The 20,044-nt window shown below is 52.8% G+C and carries 22 protein-coding genes; 13 read left to right on the forward strand and 9 right to left on the reverse strand.

Annotation, left to right across the window (positions count from 1 at the left end):
* Positions 1–306 precede the first annotated feature (306 nt).
* The 3 genes from HA48_RS10205 (at position 307) to HA48_RS10215 (ending at position 1,972) form a co-directional block, all read left to right on the forward strand.
* A complete protein-coding gene (locus tag HA48_RS10205; protein ID WP_128601178.1) occupies positions 307–513 on the forward strand; it encodes a hypothetical protein in 207 nt (68 codons plus the stop codon).
* A 381-nt stretch (positions 514–894) separates the two neighbouring features.
* Positions 895–1,152: a YrhK family protein gene (locus tag HA48_RS10210; RefSeq protein ID WP_128601180.1), complete on the forward strand. Its 258-nt coding sequence runs from the start codon at positions 895–897 to the stop codon at positions 1,150–1,152.
* A gap of 184 nt (positions 1,153–1,336) precedes the next feature.
* Positions 1,337–1,972, forward strand: a complete 636-nt coding sequence (locus HA48_RS10215) for an alanyl-tRNA editing protein (RefSeq protein ID WP_128601183.1) — start codon at positions 1,337–1,339, stop codon at positions 1,970–1,972.
* A 53-nt stretch (positions 1,973–2,025) separates the two neighbouring features.
* On the opposite strand, the gene HA48_RS10220 is transcribed toward HA48_RS10215, so the two are convergent.
* Positions 2,026–2,508: a cold-shock protein gene (locus HA48_RS10220; RefSeq protein WP_128601186.1), complete on the reverse strand. Its 483-nt coding sequence runs from the start codon at positions 2,506–2,508 to the stop codon at positions 2,026–2,028.
* A 204-nt stretch (positions 2,509–2,712) separates the two neighbouring features.
* Between HA48_RS10220 and HA48_RS10225 the strand changes: the two genes are divergently transcribed.
* Complete coding sequence (locus HA48_RS10225) at positions 2,713–3,411, forward strand: RluA family pseudouridine synthase (RefSeq protein ID WP_128601188.1); 699 nt, start codon at positions 2,713–2,715, stop codon at positions 3,409–3,411.
* 31 nt (positions 3,412–3,442) lie between these two features.
* Here HA48_RS10225 and HA48_RS10230 read toward each other — a convergent pair whose 3' ends face one another.
* The gene (locus HA48_RS10230) at positions 3,443–3,982 is read right to left on the reverse strand and encodes a DUF2058 domain-containing protein (protein WP_128601190.1); all 540 of its coding nucleotides are present in this window, start codon (positions 3,980–3,982) and stop codon (positions 3,443–3,445) included.
* Positions 3,983–4,132: 150 nt separating this feature from the next.
* Positions 4,133–4,990, reverse strand: a complete 858-nt coding sequence (locus tag HA48_RS10235; protein WP_128601192.1) for a glucose 1-dehydrogenase — start codon at positions 4,988–4,990, stop codon at positions 4,133–4,135.
* Between the two features lie 771 nt (positions 4,991–5,761).
* Between HA48_RS10235 and HA48_RS10240 the strand changes: the two genes are divergently transcribed.
* Together HA48_RS10240 and HA48_RS10245 are read left to right on the forward strand one after the other, a co-directional pair.
* Positions 5,762–6,169, forward strand: a complete 408-nt coding sequence (locus HA48_RS10240) for a DUF2382 domain-containing protein (protein ID WP_128601193.1) — start codon at positions 5,762–5,764, stop codon at positions 6,167–6,169.
* Between the two features lie 26 nt (positions 6,170–6,195).
* On the forward strand, positions 6,196–7,140 hold the full coding sequence (locus HA48_RS10245) for a YsnF/AvaK domain-containing protein (RefSeq protein WP_128601194.1): 945 nt from the start codon (positions 6,196–6,198) through the stop codon (positions 7,138–7,140).
* 18 nt (positions 7,141–7,158) lie between these two features.
* Here the strand turns inward: HA48_RS10245 and ftrA are convergent, their stop codons facing one another.
* The gene (gene ftrA, locus HA48_RS10250; protein ID WP_128601195.1) at positions 7,159–8,166 is read right to left on the reverse strand and encodes a transcriptional regulator FtrA; all 1,008 of its coding nucleotides are present in this window, start codon (positions 8,164–8,166) and stop codon (positions 7,159–7,161) included.
* A gap of 96 nt (positions 8,167–8,262) precedes the next feature.
* Between ftrA and HA48_RS10255 the strand changes: the two genes are divergently transcribed.
* Positions 8,263–8,694 (forward strand): rhodanese-like domain-containing protein, encoded by a 432-nt coding sequence (locus tag HA48_RS10255; RefSeq protein WP_128601196.1) that lies wholly within the window; start codon positions 8,263–8,265, stop codon positions 8,692–8,694.
* Here HA48_RS10255 and HA48_RS10260 read toward each other — a convergent pair.
* Positions 8,691–9,695 (reverse strand): LysR family transcriptional regulator, encoded by a 1,005-nt coding sequence (locus HA48_RS10260; protein WP_128601197.1) that lies wholly within the window; start codon positions 9,693–9,695, stop codon positions 8,691–8,693. The two genes, HA48_RS10255 and HA48_RS10260, sit on opposite strands and share 4 nt — an antisense overlap.
* Positions 9,696–9,855: 160 nt before the next feature.
* Between HA48_RS10260 and HA48_RS10265 the strand changes: the two genes are divergently transcribed.
* The 5 genes from HA48_RS10265 (at position 9,856) to HA48_RS10285 (ending at position 15,641) form a co-directional block, all read left to right on the forward strand.
* On the forward strand, positions 9,856–10,425 hold the full coding sequence (locus tag HA48_RS10265; RefSeq protein ID WP_128601198.1) for a DUF4142 domain-containing protein: 570 nt from the start codon (positions 9,856–9,858) through the stop codon (positions 10,423–10,425).
* Positions 10,426–10,676: 251 nt separating this feature from the next.
* Positions 10,677–11,915 carry an MFS transporter gene (locus HA48_RS10270; RefSeq protein WP_425270666.1) on the forward strand — a complete coding sequence of 413 codons (1,239 nt, stop codon included), beginning with the start codon at positions 10,677–10,679 and terminating at the stop codon, positions 11,913–11,915.
* 16 nt (positions 11,916–11,931) lie between these two features.
* Positions 11,932–12,987 carry a sugar phosphate isomerase/epimerase family protein gene (locus tag HA48_RS10275; RefSeq protein ID WP_128601200.1) on the forward strand — a complete coding sequence of 352 codons (1,056 nt, stop codon included), beginning with the start codon at positions 11,932–11,934 and terminating at the stop codon, positions 12,985–12,987.
* Between the two features lie 184 nt (positions 12,988–13,171).
* On the forward strand, positions 13,172–14,152 hold the full coding sequence (locus HA48_RS10280) for a LacI family DNA-binding transcriptional regulator (RefSeq protein WP_128601203.1): 981 nt from the start codon (positions 13,172–13,174) through the stop codon (positions 14,150–14,152).
* Positions 14,153–14,390: 238 nt separating this feature from the next.
* Positions 14,391–15,641: a sensor domain-containing diguanylate cyclase gene (locus HA48_RS10285; protein ID WP_128601212.1), complete on the forward strand. Its 1,251-nt coding sequence runs from the start codon at positions 14,391–14,393 to the stop codon at positions 15,639–15,641.
* A 75-nt stretch (positions 15,642–15,716) separates the two neighbouring features.
* On the opposite strand, the gene HA48_RS10290 is transcribed toward HA48_RS10285, so the two are convergent.
* The 4 genes from HA48_RS10290 to HA48_RS10305 all read right to left on the reverse strand — a co-directional run bounded on the left by HA48_RS10290 (position 15,717) and on the right by HA48_RS10305 (position 19,073).
* Positions 15,717–16,181, reverse strand: coding sequence for a YlaC family protein (locus tag HA48_RS10290; protein WP_128601215.1), 465 nt, complete (start codon positions 16,179–16,181; stop codon positions 15,717–15,719).
* Between the two features lie 94 nt (positions 16,182–16,275).
* Positions 16,276–17,679 (reverse strand): aminotransferase-like domain-containing protein, encoded by a 1,404-nt coding sequence (locus HA48_RS10295; protein ID WP_128601217.1) that lies wholly within the window; start codon positions 17,677–17,679, stop codon positions 16,276–16,278.
* A gap of 372 nt (positions 17,680–18,051) precedes the next feature.
* Complete coding sequence (locus tag HA48_RS23035; RefSeq protein ID WP_128601220.1) at positions 18,052–18,384, reverse strand: four-helix bundle copper-binding protein; 333 nt, start codon at positions 18,382–18,384, stop codon at positions 18,052–18,054.
* 485 nt (positions 18,385–18,869) lie between these two features.
* Positions 18,870–19,073 carry a con-10 family general stress protein gene (locus tag HA48_RS10305; RefSeq protein ID WP_128601222.1) on the reverse strand — a complete coding sequence of 68 codons (204 nt, stop codon included), beginning with the start codon at positions 19,071–19,073 and terminating at the stop codon, positions 18,870–18,872.
* Between the two features lie 442 nt (positions 19,074–19,515).
* On the opposite strand from HA48_RS10305, the gene HA48_RS10310 reads away from it, so the two are divergent.
* Positions 19,516–20,016, forward strand: coding sequence for a YciE/YciF ferroxidase family protein (locus tag HA48_RS10310; protein ID WP_128601225.1), 501 nt, complete (start codon positions 19,516–19,518; stop codon positions 20,014–20,016).
* Positions 20,017–20,044 lie beyond the last annotated feature (28 nt).

A 20,044-nucleotide genomic window follows, 5' to 3' on the forward strand; every position in this document is an offset into this window, starting at 1 on the left:
ATTTATTCATATAATATTACACTCTTTAAATGCTGCTCTGTGACGCATGATAATATGTTGAAATTTGTATTTTCGTGCTGGGGCGTGTCAATGAAATTGATAATAAGAATGCTCTAAGTTATTTTTCTGGCGTTCACTTATCATTAAAAACCAAATACTCTATTTCGCGCATATTTGTTATAGCCAGGGCGTAATAGCGGATGCCAGAGCGATTAACCATCAGCGACTCTTTTCAGAAACTCTATGCTTCATGTTATGGATTATCTGGGGTATGTTATGCCGAAGAGTGATGAAAAGGAGCTTTACATGTTAGAAAACTATTTTGGAACGGATGATGTAACCGATGAAAACAAGAAGCGGTTACTGGCTGTACAGGCGGCGTTAGAGATTGCCAAAGCCGCCGTTGCTGCACCTACATCCAACAGCAGCGTAAAGAGTGGTTACGATTTAGATAATGTTGCTAAAAGAGTTGCTGACCTTGCGGACGCTATTCAGGATGCGCTGGAGCCCTGAAATTTTAATCGGCGGGCTTTTTTTACCTGTGGCAACACGCGTTCTCTTAATCAAGTGACAATGCTAAGCGAGGACATTATGCGCTTACTTAGTGACCGGCTAAGATGGGCGCGGCATCGGCATTGATAAAGTGGTCTATATTTAACGTTCATACATGAACAGGAGGTAATTATGTCTGAACGTCCAGATCAAGAGTATGTTGAGCCGGTTCCGGATGACGCGGAAAGCCCGGCCTATCGCGATGATAATGACGATGAAGAACAGGAAGAGAACAGAGCGGGTTAAGCGCCCGCTTTTTTATTTCACGCTGGCGCTTCGGCTATTTAAAGGCTCACTGGTGGTCTATATTCGCAGTGCTGGCGCTATTTTCCGAGAGAAGAGATGCAAAAGCGAAAGGCCGAAATTGATGTTGGCGCTGACCATATTGTTATTGAGCGTCGCTATCGGGCGCTGGGCGCAGTGAACGATCTGCTGATAGCAGTGTGGTTTCTGATTGGCAGCATCTTTTTCTTCTATGACTCTCTGATGACGGGTGGAACCTGGCTCTTTGTTGCTGGCAGCCTGCAGTTATTGCTGAGGCCGGTAATCACGCTCACTGAACTTATTCACGTTAATCGGGTGCAAAAACGCACCGGCTAAATTCCCGCCTGATTTACTCCCCGGTAAAAATAGTGACGCTTAATCATCAGTTTACGCTTGCCAGTTGCGCGGCTGATTTGTCATTCTGCCTCTCCTGATGGCGAACAGAGGCACGATCGTCAAACCGATCTCAATCAGCCAGGTTAGAGAGTAAATGATAACCGGGCAGAATAAGGACTATCCCATGACAGAAAAAAGATACTTTTTCAGCGATGCGCTCGAGGCAGAGTCGTCCGTTACCGGTTGTACTCCACAGGAAGACGGGCGCTACCGTGTCACGCTCTCCGCCACGCTATTTCATCCTCAGGGCGGCGGTCAGCCATCGGACAAAGGCACCATCGGGCAGGCGAACATGCTTCAGGCAGTGCAGGAGGCGAAGGAGATCATCCACATTACGGATGCGCCACTGGATATCGGTCCGGTCACCTTAAAGGTCGATGGCAATTTGCGTCAACTGCATACACGTTATCATTCGGCCGGGCATCTGATTGCGGTCGCGGGTGAAAAGTACGGCTGGCAAGGTATCAAAGGTGATCACCGTCCCGGAGAGGGGCGAATAGTGTTTGAACCCGGTCAGCAGACAATCGCCGTCACGGCGGAGGATTTTGCCCGGCAGGTGGCAGATTTGGTGAGCCAGGCGCTGCCGCGTCACCAGCGCGAGGAGGAGAGCCGGCGCATGATTACGTGGGGAGACTTGCCTGCATATGCCTGTGGCGGAACACATGTTTCACAAACTTCTGAGGTGGGTGAAGTGCTGATCACGCGGGTCAGGGAGAAGAAGGGACAGCTTTCGGTGCAGTATGAGGTGAGTAAGGCATAGCCAGCCGGCGCTGAATACTACAAATTGATTTTGCAGTATTCAGCAAAATTCGGTCAGACTTTGAGCATCTTCGCTGTGTTATCGATGTCGATCTCATCTTCTGTGAAGATAAGTGTGGTGCCCTGGAAAGTTGTGATTGCCAGTTTCTTCACCGGACGCATTTCCCCCGCTTTAGTGGCGGATTTCGGCTTTATGCTGTTCATCAGCATGCCTACCGACAGCACTGCATTCTCTTTATCAATTCGCGTCTCAACCGGCTCTTCTTCGGTGTAAACCAGCCAGGACTTGATCGACGTCAGCTTCAGTCGCTCATTGGCAATAAAGATATATTTACTTTCCGGTGTAACTTTAACGTTATAAGCGGACAAGCCTTTATTATTGGTGGTGGGCTCGAAACTCACCGCGGCTTTAACTTTAATGAGCTCCGGATTGGCGACCTTAATCACATGAAAATAGCGGTTATCGCCGTTTTCATCTTTAATAAACCCAAAACCTTTATCCTGAAACCAGGTCGTGATCGTTCCGTTCATAGCCATTACCGTCTGCTTAATTGTTTATCTACTCAGTTATTCAGCGCGCAGTGTAAAACACATTGCCGGTATCGGCTACGTCTTTGGGGCAGCTTTTACCGATAAATGCCCGTGCAGCACCCTTTTGCGCGCCATCAGGCACGCGGTCCGGCTCGCCAGCTGGCTAAAAATCCGTTATTATCCGCAGCCACTTTTCCGCCGGTCAGTCTGATGTCTGCGATAGTCGATACATTTATTGCCCCGCCGTGCCACGAGCAGATAGAGATTCTCTATCAGGACGAGCATTTAGCGATCATCAACAAGCCAACCGGGCTGCTGAGCCTCTCCGGAAAAAATCCGCAAAACCTTGATTCTGTGCATCACCGCCTGGTGCAACTATTTCCTGGCTGTACCCTTGTGCACCGGCTTGACTTCGGTACTTCCGGGCTGATGGTGATCGCCCTTAATAAAGCGATCAACGCCGCGCTCTGCCAGCAGTTCAGCCAGCGCACCGTCACTAAATTGTACAGCGCGTTACTTTGCGGGCACCTGCATGAGAACGAGGGCATAATCAATGCAGCGATAGCCCGAGACCCGGCGCTCTTCCCTCTGATGACCATTTGCGCTGACCAGGGCAAGCCAGCCTGTTCGCATTATCAGGTAGTGGAGCGCTTTTACCAGCCGGGGAAGGGCGGTACGCCTTTGCCCCTGACGCGCGTCACCTTAGCGCCGCAGACCGGGCGCACCCACCAGCTGCGCATTCACTGCCAGTGGCTGGGGCACCCAATTTTAGGATGCGATCTTTATGGTGGTCGCCAGTTGCCGGGTACGGAACAGACGTCGCGTTTGATGTTGCACGCCAGCGCGTTGCATTTTGTTCATCCCGTCAGTGGAGAGGCGATTAACGCCCGTCATCCCTGCCCGTTTTAAAACTACGTAGCCGGCGTGACAGGCGGGCGCATTACCACATCAAATCATCGGGTACTTTGAAGTCGGCATACGGATCTTCTTCGTCCTGCTCTTCCTGACTCAGCGCGCTGTTTAAGACGATGGACTTCTCATCACGCTGCGCGATCTTATCGGCAACGCTTGCCGGGATAATGGCGTATTCACTCTCGCTGCTGTTATCAATGACCAGGCGCGCAATCGCGAGTCGGCCATTAATCAGTTGAGCCTGTGTTGCCTTATCCACCATGACTTTTTTGATCAGGTTATTGTCGGTGAAGTTAAAAGCGATCTCGCCTCTGGCGATAACAATTCTGTTCATCTCAATAAGCTGTTTAACCTGCGCTTTGTACTCTTTTGCCAACGCTGCCTGCTTTTGCTGCTCGCTGAGCTGCTTATCACGCTCCTGTTGCGCCTGTTTATTCTCTTCCACGGCGGCACGCGCCTCACGCGCCTGAACACGGGATTTTTTGGCGGTTCTTTTCACCTTATCCATCTTTTTACTGGTCACTAAACCAGCTTTTAACATCTGCTCTTGTAAGGTAAGTTTCGTCATTGTCGCTTCTGAATCCGTTGAATGATACGCCGGATTATACCTGTAATTTCTCACGTTGCATTAGCCAGGCGGCTCCGGCAGCGCAGCCGACGACGGTACGTTATCTGTCGTCGGCTTCAGAAGAAAATATCCGCTCTCTGTTGATCAACCCTAAATCACAGCCACGCCGCCCGTCACCGCAATTGTGGCGCCAGAGATGTAGCTGGCCTCATCGCTGGCCAGCATCACATACGCAGCTGCCAGCTCGGCAGGCTGCCCCATGCGTTGCAACGGTACTTCGCTACCAAAGCTTTCAACCTGTTCCGGCGGCATTGTGGCCGGTATCAGCGGCGTCCAGATGGGGCCAGGCGCAACGGCGTTGGCACGAATCCCTTTCTCCGCCAGCAGTGCCGCCAGTCCGCCGGAAAAGTTAACGATGGCGGCTTTTGTTGCTGAATAGGCCAGCAGCTTCGGCTTAGGCTGATCGGCATTGATGGAGGCAGTGTTGATGATAGAACCACCGGAAGGCATATGCGGCACCGCCGCTTTACAGATGTAGAACATCGCGTAGAGATTGGTTTTCATGGTGCGATCGAACTCGTCATCGCTGATCTCATCAAGCGACTGGCGCGTCATTTGATAAGCTGCGTTATTCACCACGATATCAATTTTGCCAAACTGTGCCGCAGTCTGAGCAACGATATGACGGCAGTGCTCCGCTTCTGTCACATCACCTGCAATCAACAGCGCGCGCTGTCCCGCTTCCTCTACCAGACTCGCCGTGTCTTTTGCATCATCATGTTCGTCCAGGTATGAGATGACGACGTCAGCACCTTCACGGGCATAGGCGATCGCCACCGCCCGGCCAATACCAGAATCCCCACCGGTAATCACGGCGGTTTTACCTTTCAGTCGCCCGCTACCTTTATAAGTGGTTTCACCGTGATCGGCCTTTGGCTGCATCTCCTGAATGTTGCCAGGCCATGTTTGCTGTTGCGCTTTCTGCGGGTGTTGTGGACGATTAGTCATAATCTCTCTCCCTATAAATATAAATTGCCGGATAAAGCGGGCATTCGCCTGAAAAACTGAATGCTCTCCAGCGCTGGTTGGTAAGTGTAGCAGTCATGATTAAATCGCCAGAAAATCGTTATGAAAAAGAAATAAGCCAAACGGTTCAGGAATAATATTACAACGGTCACGTCAGTCAGCTGGTCTCTATTAATCAAGTGCGATAAGAAAAAAGATTAATAATGGGTAAGGACATATTGGCTTTGAACGGTCACCATCAATGCAGAGCGAGCTGATTAAAATTTTGAGTAACATGCCTGCGGACTTATCCGAAAAAAATAGTGCGACTGTTTGCAGAGGCGTAAATAAATGTTTTAAAAAGTTACAGTGACTGACAATATTCTAAACTTATTAAATCGCTATAAAACAACTTATAACAGTAGATTTTAAAAAGAGGATGCTTGCTGAATAAGATTTTCCATCCTGACACCATAATTGTGCAAGTAGTTGTATTTAAAGTAAATTAATTGAATTAAAAACCGGGGTTTCATTAGGTTATTACGTGCCTGATAGCCACTTGCGCGTGGAGGCACAGGGAGAATTAAGGCAGGGCAAGATGATTGTTGATTGTGTAAGCATCCGTCCCGGCATTCGTCTTGTCATGATTTATAAATTTACTGCCATCAAGCCGCTTTGCTTGCAAATATTCGGGTCTAAACCAGACTGAAAAATCGCAAATTAAATTGCATAGCGTCAGATATATGCATCGTTAACGTTGATGAAAGGGTTTATATGTCTTCCTCTTCAGGTAATGAAAAACAAAGGGATAACAAGGAACAGATCCTGGGCCTTGCGGAGGAAAAACTGGATGTGTCGCGTGAAACTGTCATCGACAGAACGATTACCGTGAAACGAATGACTGCTGAAAATCAATCGGTTATCAATCTGACGCTTAGCCATCAAAAGGTGGATATTACGCATGTTCCCGTTAATAAGCCTGTCGGAAAGGTGCCGGATATTCGGGAAGAGAACGGCGTAATTATCGTACCGGTTGTTGAGGAAGAGGTCGAAGTCATTCGTCGGCTGATTCTCCGGGAAGAGGTACATATTCGCCGCATTGAGGAGCAGGTGCATCACGAGGAGTCTGTTCCTGTGCGAAAACAGTATGTAGAGATACATAAAGAAGATGATGAGAGTTAATTCAGCCTACCCTGCAAGAGGTACTTATGGAACACGAAAAAATTGTGACAATGTACGATTCGCTGGCTCAGGCAGAAGGTGCTAAACGCAGCCTTATCAAAGCGGGTTTCCACGAGCATGATATTGATGTCATCTCTGGCGAAAGACTACGTGAAGAGGGGCATGAAGCGCGTCACCCCAGCTTCTGGCAGCGCCTCTTTGGTAAATCGCTGGATGAAGAACAGAGTGAAGTGTATGAGGATGCGATACGCGCCGGTGGCAGCGTACTGACGCTGCGCGCGAAAGAAGATGAGTTACCGCGGGCGTATAGCATTCTGGACGCGCACGACACCACTGGCCTGATCACGCCCTCCAGCTCAGGTACGCTGTTAACGGAGAGTGATGAGTATCAATCTGCTGCTCCGGGCGTTGAGCGTGACGGTATAGCCGGTGAGTCACCGGTGCGCACAACGTTAACCGGCGACGAAACGGAAGAGGAGATACTGCGCCTGGCCGAAGAGCGACTGGAGGTCGGCAAACGTATTGTCAGCGAAGGCACCACTCGCGTCCGCCGCTATACCGTGACCGATCAGGTTTCTGAATCTGTTTCGCTGCATGAACAACATGCCGACATCTTCCGTCGCGATGCTACGCAGGTTGCACCAGCTGGCAGTGTGGACTGGGAAGAGAAGACGATTGAGGTCGAAGAGACGCATGAGCGCCCGGTAGTGAACAAAACAACCCACATTACGGAAGAGGTGGTGGTGCGGAAAGATGAGTCTGACCGCCAGGAGAATATCACCGATTCAGTGCGCCATCAGGAGGTTGATATCGAGCATGCCGGCAATAAAGCGCAGGCAGGTTTCGGCGCCCCAAAAGAGAGCGTTACCGCACAGGCGCCAGTTCAGCCACCGCGCGATTTGACCGCTGCAGATGATCTGAAGCGCTCAGACAGCGATCCTGTCGCTCCTCCGGTTACTAAAGCCCGGTAAATCGTTTTCAGCCTGGCGTTACTGCGCCGGGCTGAAACAGTCAGCTGCGGGTGCTGAATCAACGGGCCTGTTGCCGCCGAAGGTCTTACGGTAACAGGAGAGTGAGACTCCCGCAGATTTACGGAAAGCGGCGCGAAAACTCTCCATGGATTGAAATCCACACTGCTCCATTATCTGTTCATTAAGCAGCGCATTACTCTCCAGTAACTCACGGGCAAGATTCATCCGTGCCTGAAGCAGCCAGGCTTTAGGAGTGGTTCCCATCGCCTCTTTGAAACGCCTCAAAAATGTGCGTTCAGACATTACTGCACGCTCTGCCATCTGCTGCACAGAGAGATTCATGTGTAAATTCTGAAGTATCCATTCAAGAACGGAAGCAACCTCATCGCGCGGCTTTTGTGCGACGGGGGAGGGAATAAACTGGATCTGTCCGCCCGATCTTTGCGGCGCCATCACTAAACGTCTCGCTACCACATTGGCAATGTGTGTCCCGTAGTCACGACAAATCAGATGTAAACAGGCATCGATACCTGCAGCGCTACCCGCAGAAGTAATTATTTGTCCGCTATCAACGTAGAGCACATTAGGGTCCACGGTTATGTCGGGAAACTTCTCTGCCAGCTCACGGGTATAACGCCAGTGAGTCGTGGCGCGCTTGCCGCTCAGCAGGCCCGCTGCAGCCAGCACGAATACGCCAGAACAGATGGAAACCAGACGTGCCCCGCGATCGCTGGCTGCACGCAGTGCGTCCAGCAATGCCTGCGGTGGGGTTTCATCGCGACGACGCCAGCCCGGAATAATGATGGTCTGCGCTTCGCAGAGCGAGTCCAGACCAAAACCTGAAACAATCTGAATACCTTCTGTTGCGGTTATCGGCGAGGGATCAACCGCCACTATCCGGTGCTGATACCAGGGAAAATCAAATTCGGGTCGGGGAAGCCCAAAGATCTCCACAGCAATTCCGAACTCAAAGGTACAGAGCCCGTCATAAGCCAGTATGGCCACTAAGCCCGGGGGATTGAACATTGGCGGAAAACTACCGGTTATTGTCAGGACCGCCACTTTATCAGTCGGATGCTGCTCCCTACAATCATCAAACCCGTTATCCAGAAGAGAGTGCCCATGAGAAGTTTAATCCGTGAAATTCCGGCAGCATCACCCGCCGAAGCGCTGCAGCACTTCAGCCGCCGTTTCGCCTTTGAGACCGATTGCGCCGATGTCCATCAGAGCCAGCAGGCAGGTGACGTTGATTATGTGTTAGTCGATGTAAGAGGAAGCGATGCCTTTGCAAAAGCGCATGTGCCCGGGGCGATCAATATCCCGACAGGCGCGATCACCGCAGAAGGAGTGGCCGATTACGCGCCTGACACGCTGTTTGTGGTTTACTGTGCCGGGCCCCACTGTAACGGCGTGCACCGCGCCGCCATCCGTCTGGCAAGCCTGGGTTTCAGCGTAAAGGAGATGATTGGCGGCCTTACCGGCTGGGTTGATGAAGGACTTCCTCTGCAGGGTGAAACGCCTGCTTCTGATCCTGGCTTCTCCTGCGCCTGCTAAATCGTTTTGTCTCGTTTCGGGTAGCGCTGCCCGGCGACAGTTGATGTCAGGTTCATATCGTTGGCTTGCGCACCCGAAACAAAAGCGGGATGGGTGCGCATCAGTGCGGTGATGGCTTTGAGATGCTCACGCAGCAAGCCGTGCAGTTCACGGATAGCCGGCGAGAACTGCTTGCGATGTGGGCAGATGAGATTCAGCGGCACGGCCTCGCCGGGCTGTTCTGGCAGCAGCACCTCCAGCCTTCCCGCCACAACGTCCGGGCTAACGTCTATCCAGGATTTATACGCAATCCCCACGCCCGCCACAGCCCAGCGCCGCACCAGGTCCGCGTCGTCGCACAGCATACGGCTGCTGACCGTAATCTGCCTGCGCATCCCATTTTCCGGGAATGACCACTTATCGTAGACGTGGCCGTTCAGGGTATACAGCAGACAGTGATGCAGGCGCAGATCATCCAGCTGCCGGGGTCTGCCGTGTTTAAGGAGGTACGCCGGCGAAGCGGTGAGCACGCGGCGGTTATCCTCTGCCAGCGGCAGCGCAACATAACTGCTGTTTTCCAGCACGCCATATCGGATTGCGACATCCACCGGATCGCGAAACACGTCGCTAACGTTGTCTGACAGGTAGAGTCGCAGAGATATTTTCGGGTGCTTTTCGCAGAAAGCTGTGATCACCGGCAGGATAATATTGCGTCCGATGTCTGAAGGGATGGCTATCTTCAGTTCGCCCTGGATTTCATCTTCACTGCCCTGAAGCAGTTCCGTACCTGCCTGCAGGATTGCCAGCATCTCCTGAGCATAGGGGAGCCAGGTTTCGCCCTCGGCGGTCAGGCGCAGGCTGCGCGTGGAGCGTGCAAACAGCCTTTTATTCAAGTCACGCTCCAGTCGGTTGACGGCAGCACTGACCTGGCCCGGAAGAATATCCGCTTCACGGGCGGCGCTGGAGAAGCTACCCAGCGCGGCGGCGCGAACGAATAGCGTAACATCTTCAAGTCGTATCATGCAGGCTCCAGAGTGCAGGATCTATTGCGGCCTACCCGGTTAAGTCCGTCACAAATCATCAATCTACTATACTCACCATTACAGTTGAAAAGTTACCTCAAAAGCTGTGCACGGTTAATGACCGGATAACAACCCTACATCTGTCCATCTGGAGAACAAAATGCATAAGAGTAAAACCTTGAAAGGGCTGCTGGCAGTAACGGCAGTCGCAGCGATGTTCACCACGCTTAACGCGCAAGCCCAAACGCCGTCAGGTACCGCGCAGAACAGTGCCACTGCGCAAACGACAGCGGGCGCTAAACTCAGTGCCGGCGATGAAAAAGCGCTGAAGGACATGGCGCAGGCGAATGTTAACGAAATCGCCGCTGCTAAAATCGCGCTGAGCAAGGCCAAAAGCAGTGATGTTAAAGCCTTTGCACAGAAGATGGTCGACGACCATGGCAGTGCACTGACCAAAGTGCAGACGGTAGCCGAACAGAAGGGCGTTACGCTTCCGACTGAGCCGGACGCGAAACACAAGGCGATGGCCGACAAACTGGACAAGCAGAGCGGCGAGGCATTTGACAAAATGTATATGGAAAACGCCGGTACCAAAGACCACAAAATGGTGCTCTCAAAGTTGCAGGCTGACGCTAAAAACATCAAAGATCCGGATGTAAAAGCGCTGGCGGACGCGCATACACCGGTTGTTGAGCAGCATTTAAAAGCAGCTGAACAGATGTCGATGTAAGTAAGCCACCAGTGCGCTGATCGCACAGTCCTGTAACCTGAATCACGTGATCGATGCGTTACAGGACACCACAATGCCAGTACCAGTAGTGAGCATGTAGATGCTTGTCTGAACTATCCCTGCACGCATGAGTATCAACCCCGGCCAAAGAGTGTTCGATCTGTGATCAAACAGCCGGAATGATTTTTTGTAATCGATTACTTTGTTTCTGTCCTTAAATGTAATCGATTACTTTAAAGCGCGAGGTCGTTATGGCTATGACAGAAACAGAGACGGCAAGTGCAGTGAAACAGCAGCGGCTACTGATTCCCCGTCTCTCGCTCATGATGTTTATGCAGTTTTTCATCTGGGGCAGTTGGTCGGTTACGCTTGGGCTGGTGATGGCGCAGCACAACATGTCGTTATTAATCGGTGATGCGTTCTCCGCCGGGCCGATAGCATCGATTCTTTCACCCTTTGTGCTGGGTATGCTGGTAGACAGGTTCTTCCCGTCACAGAAGGTGATGGCGGTGATGAATCTTGCCGGCGCAGTGATTCTCTGGTTTGTCCCGGCAGCCCTGATTGCGGAAAACGGTGCGCTGCTGATTGCGCTCCTGTTTGGCTATACGTTGTGCTTTATGCCCACCCTGGCGCTGGCTAATAACATCGCTTTTCATAGCCTGGCCCGCAGCGACAAGAGTTTTCCGGTGGTGCGTGTGTTCGGCACGATTGGCTGGATTGTCGCCGGCGTCTTTATTGGGTTCGCCGGGATATCTGCGAGCACCTCCATCTTCACCGTGGCAGCCGTCTGCTCCGTGGCGCTGGCAATCTACAGCCTGACGCTGCCGCACACGCCGGCACCTGCTAAAGGGCTGCCCGTAAAAGTGCGCGATCTGTTTTGTGCCGATGCGTTTGCACTGCTGAAAATCCGGCACTTCTTTGTGTTTGCGCTGTGCGCCACACTGATCTCGATTCCGCTTGGCACCTACTACGCCTATACGGTTTCATGGCTGGCCGACGCAGGCGTAACGAACGTCAGCACCGCCATGTCTTTTGGCCAGATGTCTGAAATCTTATTCATGCTGGTTATCCCGTTCCTGTTCCGCCGCCTTGGCGTCAAATACATGCTGCTGGTGGGGATGCTGGCATGGTTCGTGCGCTATGCGCTGTTCGCGATGGGCATGGGCGACGAAGGGCGCGCGCTGATCTATCTGGGCATTCTGCTGCACGGCGTCTGCTATGACTTCTTCTTTGTGGTGGGATTCATCTACACCGACAGGATCGCCGGCGACAAGGTGAAAGGGCAGGCGCAGAGCATGGTGGTGATGTTCACGTATGGCATCGGCATGCTGCTGGGCTCGCAGATTTCGGGCGCGCTTTACAACAGCCTCGTGGCCGGTCAGGGCACAGCTGAAAACTGGGCAACATTCTGGTGGATCCCCGCTATCGCGGCAGCGGCGATCGCCACGCTTTTCCTCTTCTCCTTTAAATATCGGGATGAAGCGGTTTGATTAACCGGAGGTGTACGTGAAAACGTTAAAAGGACCTGGCATTTTTCTTTCACAGTTTATCGGGCAGCAGGCGCCCTTCAATTCGCTGGAAGGGCTGGCGCAATGGGCATCCGGGCTGGGTTACCGGGCGGTGCAAATGCCCTGCAATCATCCGTCGATTTTCGACCTGGAGCGCGCGGCGGTCAGTCAGTCCTATTGCGATGATATTACGGCGTTGCTGGCGAAGTATGGGCTGGAAATCAGCGAGCTTTCGACACACCTGGAAGGACAGCTGATTGCGGTGCATCCGGCGCACGACGCAGCATTCGACGGCTTCGCGCCGGAACATGTTCGCGGTGATAACGCAAAACGCACGGCCTGGGCCATTGAAACGGTGAAAAAGGCGGCGGCAGCGTCGGCGAAGCTCGGGCTGCGTGCGCATGCGACGTTCTCCGGCTCGCTGGCGTGGCCCTATATCTACCCCTGGCCGCCGCACAATCCGGCGTTGCTGGAGGAGGCGTTTGCCGAGCTGGCACGCCGCTGGCTGCCGGTGCTGGATGAATTCGATCGCCACGATGTTGACGTCTGTTATGAACTTCATCCGGGCGAAGATCTGCATGACGGCGTAACCTTTGAGCGCTTTTTGGCCGCCGTTAATCATCATCCACGCTGCAACATTCTGTTCGATCCCAGCCATCTGCTGCTACAGCACCTGGATTATCTGCAGTTTATCGATATCTATCATCCGCGCATCAAGGCATTCCACGTGAAGGATGCTGAGTACCTGACTAACGGCCGCAGCGGTGTGTATGGCGGTTATCAGCGCTGGATTGACCGCGCCGGGCGTTTTCGCTCGCCGGGGGACGGACAGGTCGATTTCAAAGGCATTTTCAGCAAGCTGGCGCAGTACGACTACGACGGCTGGGCGGTACTGGAGTGGGAGTGCTGTTTGAAAGAGGGTGAGACCGGGGCTCGGGAAGGTGCCGAATTTATTCAGCGCCACATTATTCCGGTTGCCGATCGTGCTTTTGATGATTTTGCCGCCCGTCAGGATGACGTTGCCGGCTTACGCGCCCGGTTAGGACTGAAGTAGGGAACGCCTGGGATGACCGGCGCCGCATTAAGCGGTCTGGTCATATCCAGCTGGTGCCCTTGTACAGCGCCACCCGCAGCAGCGCCAGATCTACGACCCGCGCGGGTGCACAGCCCGGGCTAACTTATTGTTCACGCGAATTTATGGTAGCCTGCGTGCAATATGTTCCCGTTTGGATCCTTCCATGTCCATTCAAAAAATCGCCCGTCTCGCAGGTGTTTCCGTCGCGACGGTGTCACGCGTATTAAATAACAGCGATACGGTTAAAGACGCAAACCGCGAGAAAGTGCTGCAGGCCATCAAAGCCAGCAACTATCAACCCAATCTGCTGGCAAGGCAGCTGCGTACGGCACGCACCTCAATGATTCTGGTCATGGTCTCTGACATCTCGAATCCGTTCTGTGCCGAGGTCGTGAAAGGCATTGAGGAGGAGGCCGAGAAGAACGGCTACCGTATTCTGCTGTGTAACTCCGGCTCGGATATTGAGCGTTCGCGCTCCAGCCTGCAGCTGCTGTCCGGAAAAATGGTGGATGGCATCATTACCATGGACGCCTTCAGTAAACTTCCGGAGCTAAGCCACCTGATTGTCAATACGCCGTGGGTCCAGTGCGCTGAATACGCTGATGCCGGCGAGATCTCCTGCGTGGGGATTAACGACAGTGAGGCGTCTCAAGAGATCGTAGGGTATTTGGCTGATAAAGGTCGCAGGCGCATTGCGCTGATCAATCACGATCTCAGCTACAAATATGCACGTTTGCGGCAGCAGGGGTATCTGCGTCAGCTGGATGAGCATAATCTGACATGGCAGGCGATCGGTTATGCCAGCGAGCTAAGTTTCAGCGCTGGTAAACAGGCAATGATCTCCCTGCTTGCTGCTGAGACAATCCCGGACGCGGTTTTCGCCGTTTCGGATACGCTGGCCGCGGGTGCCATGGCAGCTATTCAGGCCTCAGGATTACGTGTGCCTGAAGATATTGCGGTAGCCGGTTTTGATGGCACTGAACTTGCGGAGATGGTCACTCCACCGCTGACGACGCTGGCGCAGCCCTCGCGCGATATCGGGCGTAACGCCTTCAGGCTGGTTCGGCAAAAGATTGACCAGCCGGACGCTGCAGCGGAACGCCTCATTCTGCAGGGGCGCCTGATTAAGCGTGCCAGTGCGTAAGCCAACTCAGTGTTGGTGACGGGTGCGCCAGGCTGACTTTATAGCGTGAATGCCGCTGTCGGGCAGTAACGAGCGGCACTAAAGGTTGTCCGTCGCCCGGCCGATAAACACAGAATAATACTTATGGCCTTAAACCTTGTCCTGCATGCTTTGCTGCTGATGTTTACCGGCGGTACCGCTTAAACGCTGCCGCTCATAAAGGTTGTTCAGTATTGTCAGCAAATTACGGAGCATACCCATGAACGCTGTCATCAATCCTGCTCTCTCTGCCGTTTGGTCCACGGACGCGCAGGGCATTTGCATCGCCAGCCAGGAGAGTCCGGCAGGACTGATCCCCGCGCTGAAAGGCGTGACGCTCAGCGCATGGCTGAAGTTCGCACAGGCGGACGAAGATGCGAAAATTGCGCTGCAGCTGCGGGCGGCACTGGAAGAGGTCACCCCTTTTCATATTGAACTGCCGATCCATTGCCTGGATGGCACAACGCGCCGTGTTGTGGTCTCCGGGCTGCCGGATGATCAGCCGGGCGCTTCGCGCCAGCAGTACAGTGGCTTTATTCTTGATGTCACCGCGCAACGCAAAGCCCTTGAGGACGCGCTGCGTACGGCGGCTGAGTATCGTCTGCTGATTGAAAACAGCACGGATCTGATCGCCCATTGCGACACGGATGGCAGGTATGTCTCCATCTCGCCCTCTTATAGCGAGATGATTGGCTGGTCAGCCGATGAGATTATTGGTCAGCGGGTGGTGGATTTCCTGCATCCTGACGATCGCGCACCCGCTGCGGATGCGCTGCAGCACATCTTCAACGGCGGCACGCTGCCGGATGTGGTTGAAGTACGTAAGCGACACCGCGACGGCCACTCTATTACCCTTGGTACCAAGGCCTGCGGCGTGAGCGATCCCTCCACCGGTAATAACATCGGTGCGGTGCTGGTCTCCCGTGATATAACGCGTGACAAAGAGAAGCTGCGCAGTCTTGAGGCGCTGGCCACCCGCGATACGCTGACTGGATTACCTAACCGGGCCTGGATTTACGACAAAGTGAGCGGGATGCTCGCGCAGGAGGACGGTCGGGCATACACAACGGTGCTGTTTATCGACCTGAATGGCTTTAAGGCCGTGAACGATTCGATGGGGCACGCGGCAGGTGATGTCCTGCTGCAGCGGGTCAGTGAACGTTTACAGCACTGTATGCGCCCGGGTGACTCGGTCGCGCGTCTGGGGGGCGATGAATTTGTGGTGGCTGCGACGTGCGCCAGTCAGGAAGCGGCATCTGCGATTGCCCGACGGTTGCTGGAGAGCCTGCAAGAGCCCTTTGCGTTTAAAGGCATAGACGTTCGTATTGGCGCAGCGATTGGCATCAGCCTGGCGCGATTCGGTACCGCTTCAGCCAAAATGCTCTTTGAAAACGCTGATATCGCAATGTATCGGGCAAAAGCGCGGCGTGAAGGGGCTTATCAGTTCTTTGAGCCAGCCATGCTGCCGTAATATCGGCTTTCACCCGGTCCGGTGCCACCTTTAAAGGACTGACGCTTCGTCGGTCAGTCCTTTATCCGTGCGAAATTAGCGGGTTCTCAGGCGATAGATATCGGCAAAATAGAGGTGACCTTTCTTCTGATACTGCGATTGCAGCCGCGCTTTCTCCGCCGGAGTAAGTACATCACCCTCCATCAGCGCCTGAATAAATCCTTCTCTGACATGCACCTCCATGTACCAGTCACCGGTGTAGCAGTTTTTCCACGCGCCTTTATCGATATCTTTCACCTGATAAGAGGGATTCACGTGAAAGAAGAAGAAGAAATTACAGACTGCAAAAATCACACAGCAAACAGTGTACTCAATAGTGCCGAAGGAGTCGGAGTACATTAAAAGTCCCATGGTCAGCACAAACAGGAAACACATCAGGCCATAGAGGCCCGGGTACTGTTTGATGAAAGAGACATCGAAGTAAGGGCGATCGTTGCGATGCTCTTCTCTGTTAATGGTGTCTAACTCTTTTTGCAGGACAGTGTTCAGTTCGGTATTCATTTACAGTGCCTTTTCAACGAATCGTGTTGAGGTTAAGTGTTCAAATAGGGTGGGTGAAGCGTGCGGTGATGTATCGCTTTGCTCGCCGCATGAGTTAAATCGCCATACCTGAAAAATGAATCGGGTCTTCAAGCATCTCGGCCAGTATTTTCAGGCTCTCTTCGCACTGCTGGCGGGTTTGCGCCCCTCCCAGGCATAAGCGCAACGCTTCCACTGGCTTATTGTCAGTACAGAAAGCGACGGCAGAAACGGCACTTATCCCTCTTTCGCGCAATTTCGCTGCTACATCCGACGAGTTCGAATTCACCAGCTTTGGCAGTGAGAGCCAGAGGTGATAACCGCCGGGGTCGGCGCGATACGTATAGCCGGCTAAATACGTTGAGGCCATCTCCTGGCGCACTTTCGCCTCTTGCTTAATGGCGTTAAGTACGCGCTCAGCGGTGCCGTCGTTTATCCACTGGCGCGCAAGGGCATTGGTTAATGGACTGGACATAACGGTCAGCGCCCGCAGCACGCTCGAAAGAAGCTGAGTCGCCTGTCTGTCCGGCCCTTTAAGAAAGGCGATACGCAGTCCCGGGCCGAAGCACTTGGACATACCTGTGATATACCAGGTCAGTTCGGGGATTAACTCCGCAAAGGTAGGGATCGGCAGATCGCTTAATGCTGCATAGGCATCATCCTCAATTACAGAGATGTTGTAGCGGCGGCAGACTTCCGCCAGCTCCCGGCGGCGCGTTTCGGGGATGGTGAGCGTTGTGGGATTATGCAGTGTCGGGTTGATGTAGAGCGCGGTGATCTCACCGGTTCTGCATAATCCCTCCAGGGCTAACGGATCGGGCCCCATGTCATCATGAATGACGGCTCTGAGTTTGACACCCAGATGGCTGGCAATCGCTTTGATGCCCGGATAAACCAGACTGCTTACGCAGACGATGCCACTCTTGCGTTTCAGCAGAGTCATAATGCCGACCAGCGCACTGTGAATGCCGGGACAGACCAGCACCTCTGACTCGTTCTTGATCCTGAGCTTGCGTCCCATCCAGGTCATGGCGGCAGCTTTATCTTCGGCCGATCCGCCAAAATCCTGATAACGCAGCATGCTCAGCATATCCGCCTGAGCAAACAGGTTTATGGCCCCATTGCGCAGCGCCTCTTCAATCACGGCGCTGGCAGGTTCAACCGGAGCGTTCATCGTCATTTCATAGCTGGTGGCCGGCAGCGTTGCTGAAGCCGATGCTTTACTGCGAATAAAGCTGCCCAAACCGGGACGGGAGTCAATCAATCCCCGACGACGCGCTTCCGCATATCCGCGCGTGACGGTGGTGTAGTTTAGCCCCAGCGTTTCTGCCAGTTCGCGCAAGGGGGGCAGGCGATAGCGTGACGGCAACTCGCCGGTGCTTATGCCCTCAGCGATAAAGTCCGCAATGCGTAGATAGGCAGGGCGCTGCGTCTGTATCTGCAGCTGCGACGCCCAGCGCATGAAAAGTGAAGTGACCAACGGCGAGCTCCCGTATCAGGAAAGTGGCCACAGTAATAGCACAAACAAAATCATTGCGTAACTTGATTGCATCAATGATTGCATCATTACTCTGCAATAAAGCCATTAAACATCTTTCAAAGGTCGTTAGCATGGGGATGAAGTCCGGGGCGCCGCCTGGCTGCATGCGGATCAGGTGCCGCGCATCGTAGCGAGCTGGAGTGAGCAGGTGCAGGGTCATAGGGCAGAGCAGTATCAGGCGTGGTTTTATCTGGCCACCCAGCAACCTGGGATCTGTACATCGCTCACACGGGCGCATGAGTGATTGAGAAGTGATGCCATGCGGGCAGAGAGGGCGCAGCCCGCATGACACATTAAAGCAGATCCTGCTTGTTACTGTTCCATCCCAATCTCCATGCACATCTCAGCGCACTGCAGGCAGAGCTCAGCACTGTGCTGGCAATGTTCATGCTGGTACTTTTGGCTCGCCCATCCTGCCAGCTGACATGCCATCGAGTTGATGGTACAGAGTTGCTCGCTAAGCTCACTTTGTGAAGCCAGCAGCTGCGCAGTGACACGGCACAGAGCCGCACACTGTTGATTCAGGCTAATGCAGTCGCTCATTGCATCAGCATCAGGTTGTCGCAGACAGGCTGCTACGCAGTGATCGCAGGCAGCCGCACAGCGGTAACAAAGAGCAATACACTCATTCAGATCAGGGCTCATGGATCTCCTTAACGCTGGCTAAGCCTAAACGCGGATTTGGGTATTTGCAGTCAAACCTTAGTTAATCACACTGTTATTTCAAGTAAATGGTTAGAAAAGATGCATTCAGCATGCCTTAAATCGCTGAATTAACCGCTCTACACAGAATGTAAGGTTGCGTATATAAGTGCGAGCATAAATAAAAATAGGATATTAAAAGTGTACAAGGAGAGGTTTTTTGTACAAATATAATTGCTCTTTTAATGGTGAATAAATTAAAGCTTCAGCTTGCCTGGCGCGATGAATAAGGCCAGTCAGACACTGAAATAAGCGAAGCGGTAGCCAGGGTTGGATTGATCAAGATTTGATCAATCAAAGGTTTTTCAGGCTAAAATTACTCTCCTGACACGGTTAAGTCTCGCATTTAAGCGAAGCGTTAATACGCAGTCAGGAGAGTATTAAGCAGAAATTAATTGAGGCAGAATCAGTATGATGACTGAGTGGTACTATTTGCGGCGGCTGATCTTTCCTCCTTTTCTGCCCGCTTCAATGGCGCGCTGTGGATCATTTTTGAAATTACCACCACTTACCTGGCCCCCTTTGCGTCCCGCCTCGGCAGCACGCTCCTTATCTGCAGCGAAGTTGCCTGAACCACCACGTCGTTGCGATACTTTTTCTTCCTCTTCAGGTTTCTTCTTTGAGTCCTTCATTTGTTTCCTCTCTGTTCATACCAGCATGGAGCAAAAATAAATGTAGTGTCGTTTTTACCATAATCAAGCTGGGAATAATCTTAACTTTTAATTTCCACGGTTTGGTTGTTTAAGGAAGAGTCAATTTCGACTCATCCGGTGATGAAAGTCAGGGGCGCAGGGATTGTTATCATTTTGCATGGATAAAGTGAAGCTCTCTTTTAAAGGTGAAAAAAGTTGTCACCAGAATTGTGACAATTAACCGTTGTCGCAATTCTTTAAAAGCAGACTTGCATACGACTGCTTGCTTGCTACGTTTAATTAAGTTGTCCGGGCTGGATTAATTAGCGCTTCGCTTATCATCATTTTATCCATATATAAGCGCAGCGGTATCGCGTTACCGGACCAGGGCTTATCGCCTCGCGGCGTTTAAGCTGCCTTTTCCCTGACTTCGGAGAACACAATGACAAGGGAATCTGTTTATCTGGACTGGTTGCGCGATGCGCATGCCATGGAGAAACACGCTGATACCACTTTCAAAGCGGCGGTTCCGCGTCTGGCGGGATGGCCCATTCTTGGCGCGCGCATGGCCCAATACCTTGAGGTTACGCGTGAACAGCAGTTACAGATTAAGGAAATCTTGAAGCGTTATGACTCCAGCTGGTCGGCTCTCAAAGAGGCGCTGGGGCGTATGTCCATTGTTGGCCAGGCGGCCAACGATATGCTGAATGATGCTGAAGGGGTGCGTGTGGCAATAAGCAGTTACGTGTTTTGCCAGTATAAAGTCGCAACGTACAGCACGCTGCTGGCAGCTGCGCAACTTGCGGGAGATGATGAGGGCTTGCCGGTGCTACAGGAGGCGTTGCAGCATGAGACGCATATGGCAGAGTGGCTCAAGCGACATCTGCCTGAAGCAGCGGAAGAAGAGATTGTCCATCTGACAGATGCAGCCCTGACCGGCTAAGAAGAGGGCGTTTTGCGCGGCGGCCAGG

This window comes from Pantoea wallisii (assembly GCF_002095485.1).
In the GTDB taxonomy this organism is placed as follows: domain Bacteria; phylum Pseudomonadota; class Gammaproteobacteria; order Enterobacterales; family Enterobacteriaceae; genus Pantoea; species Pantoea wallisii.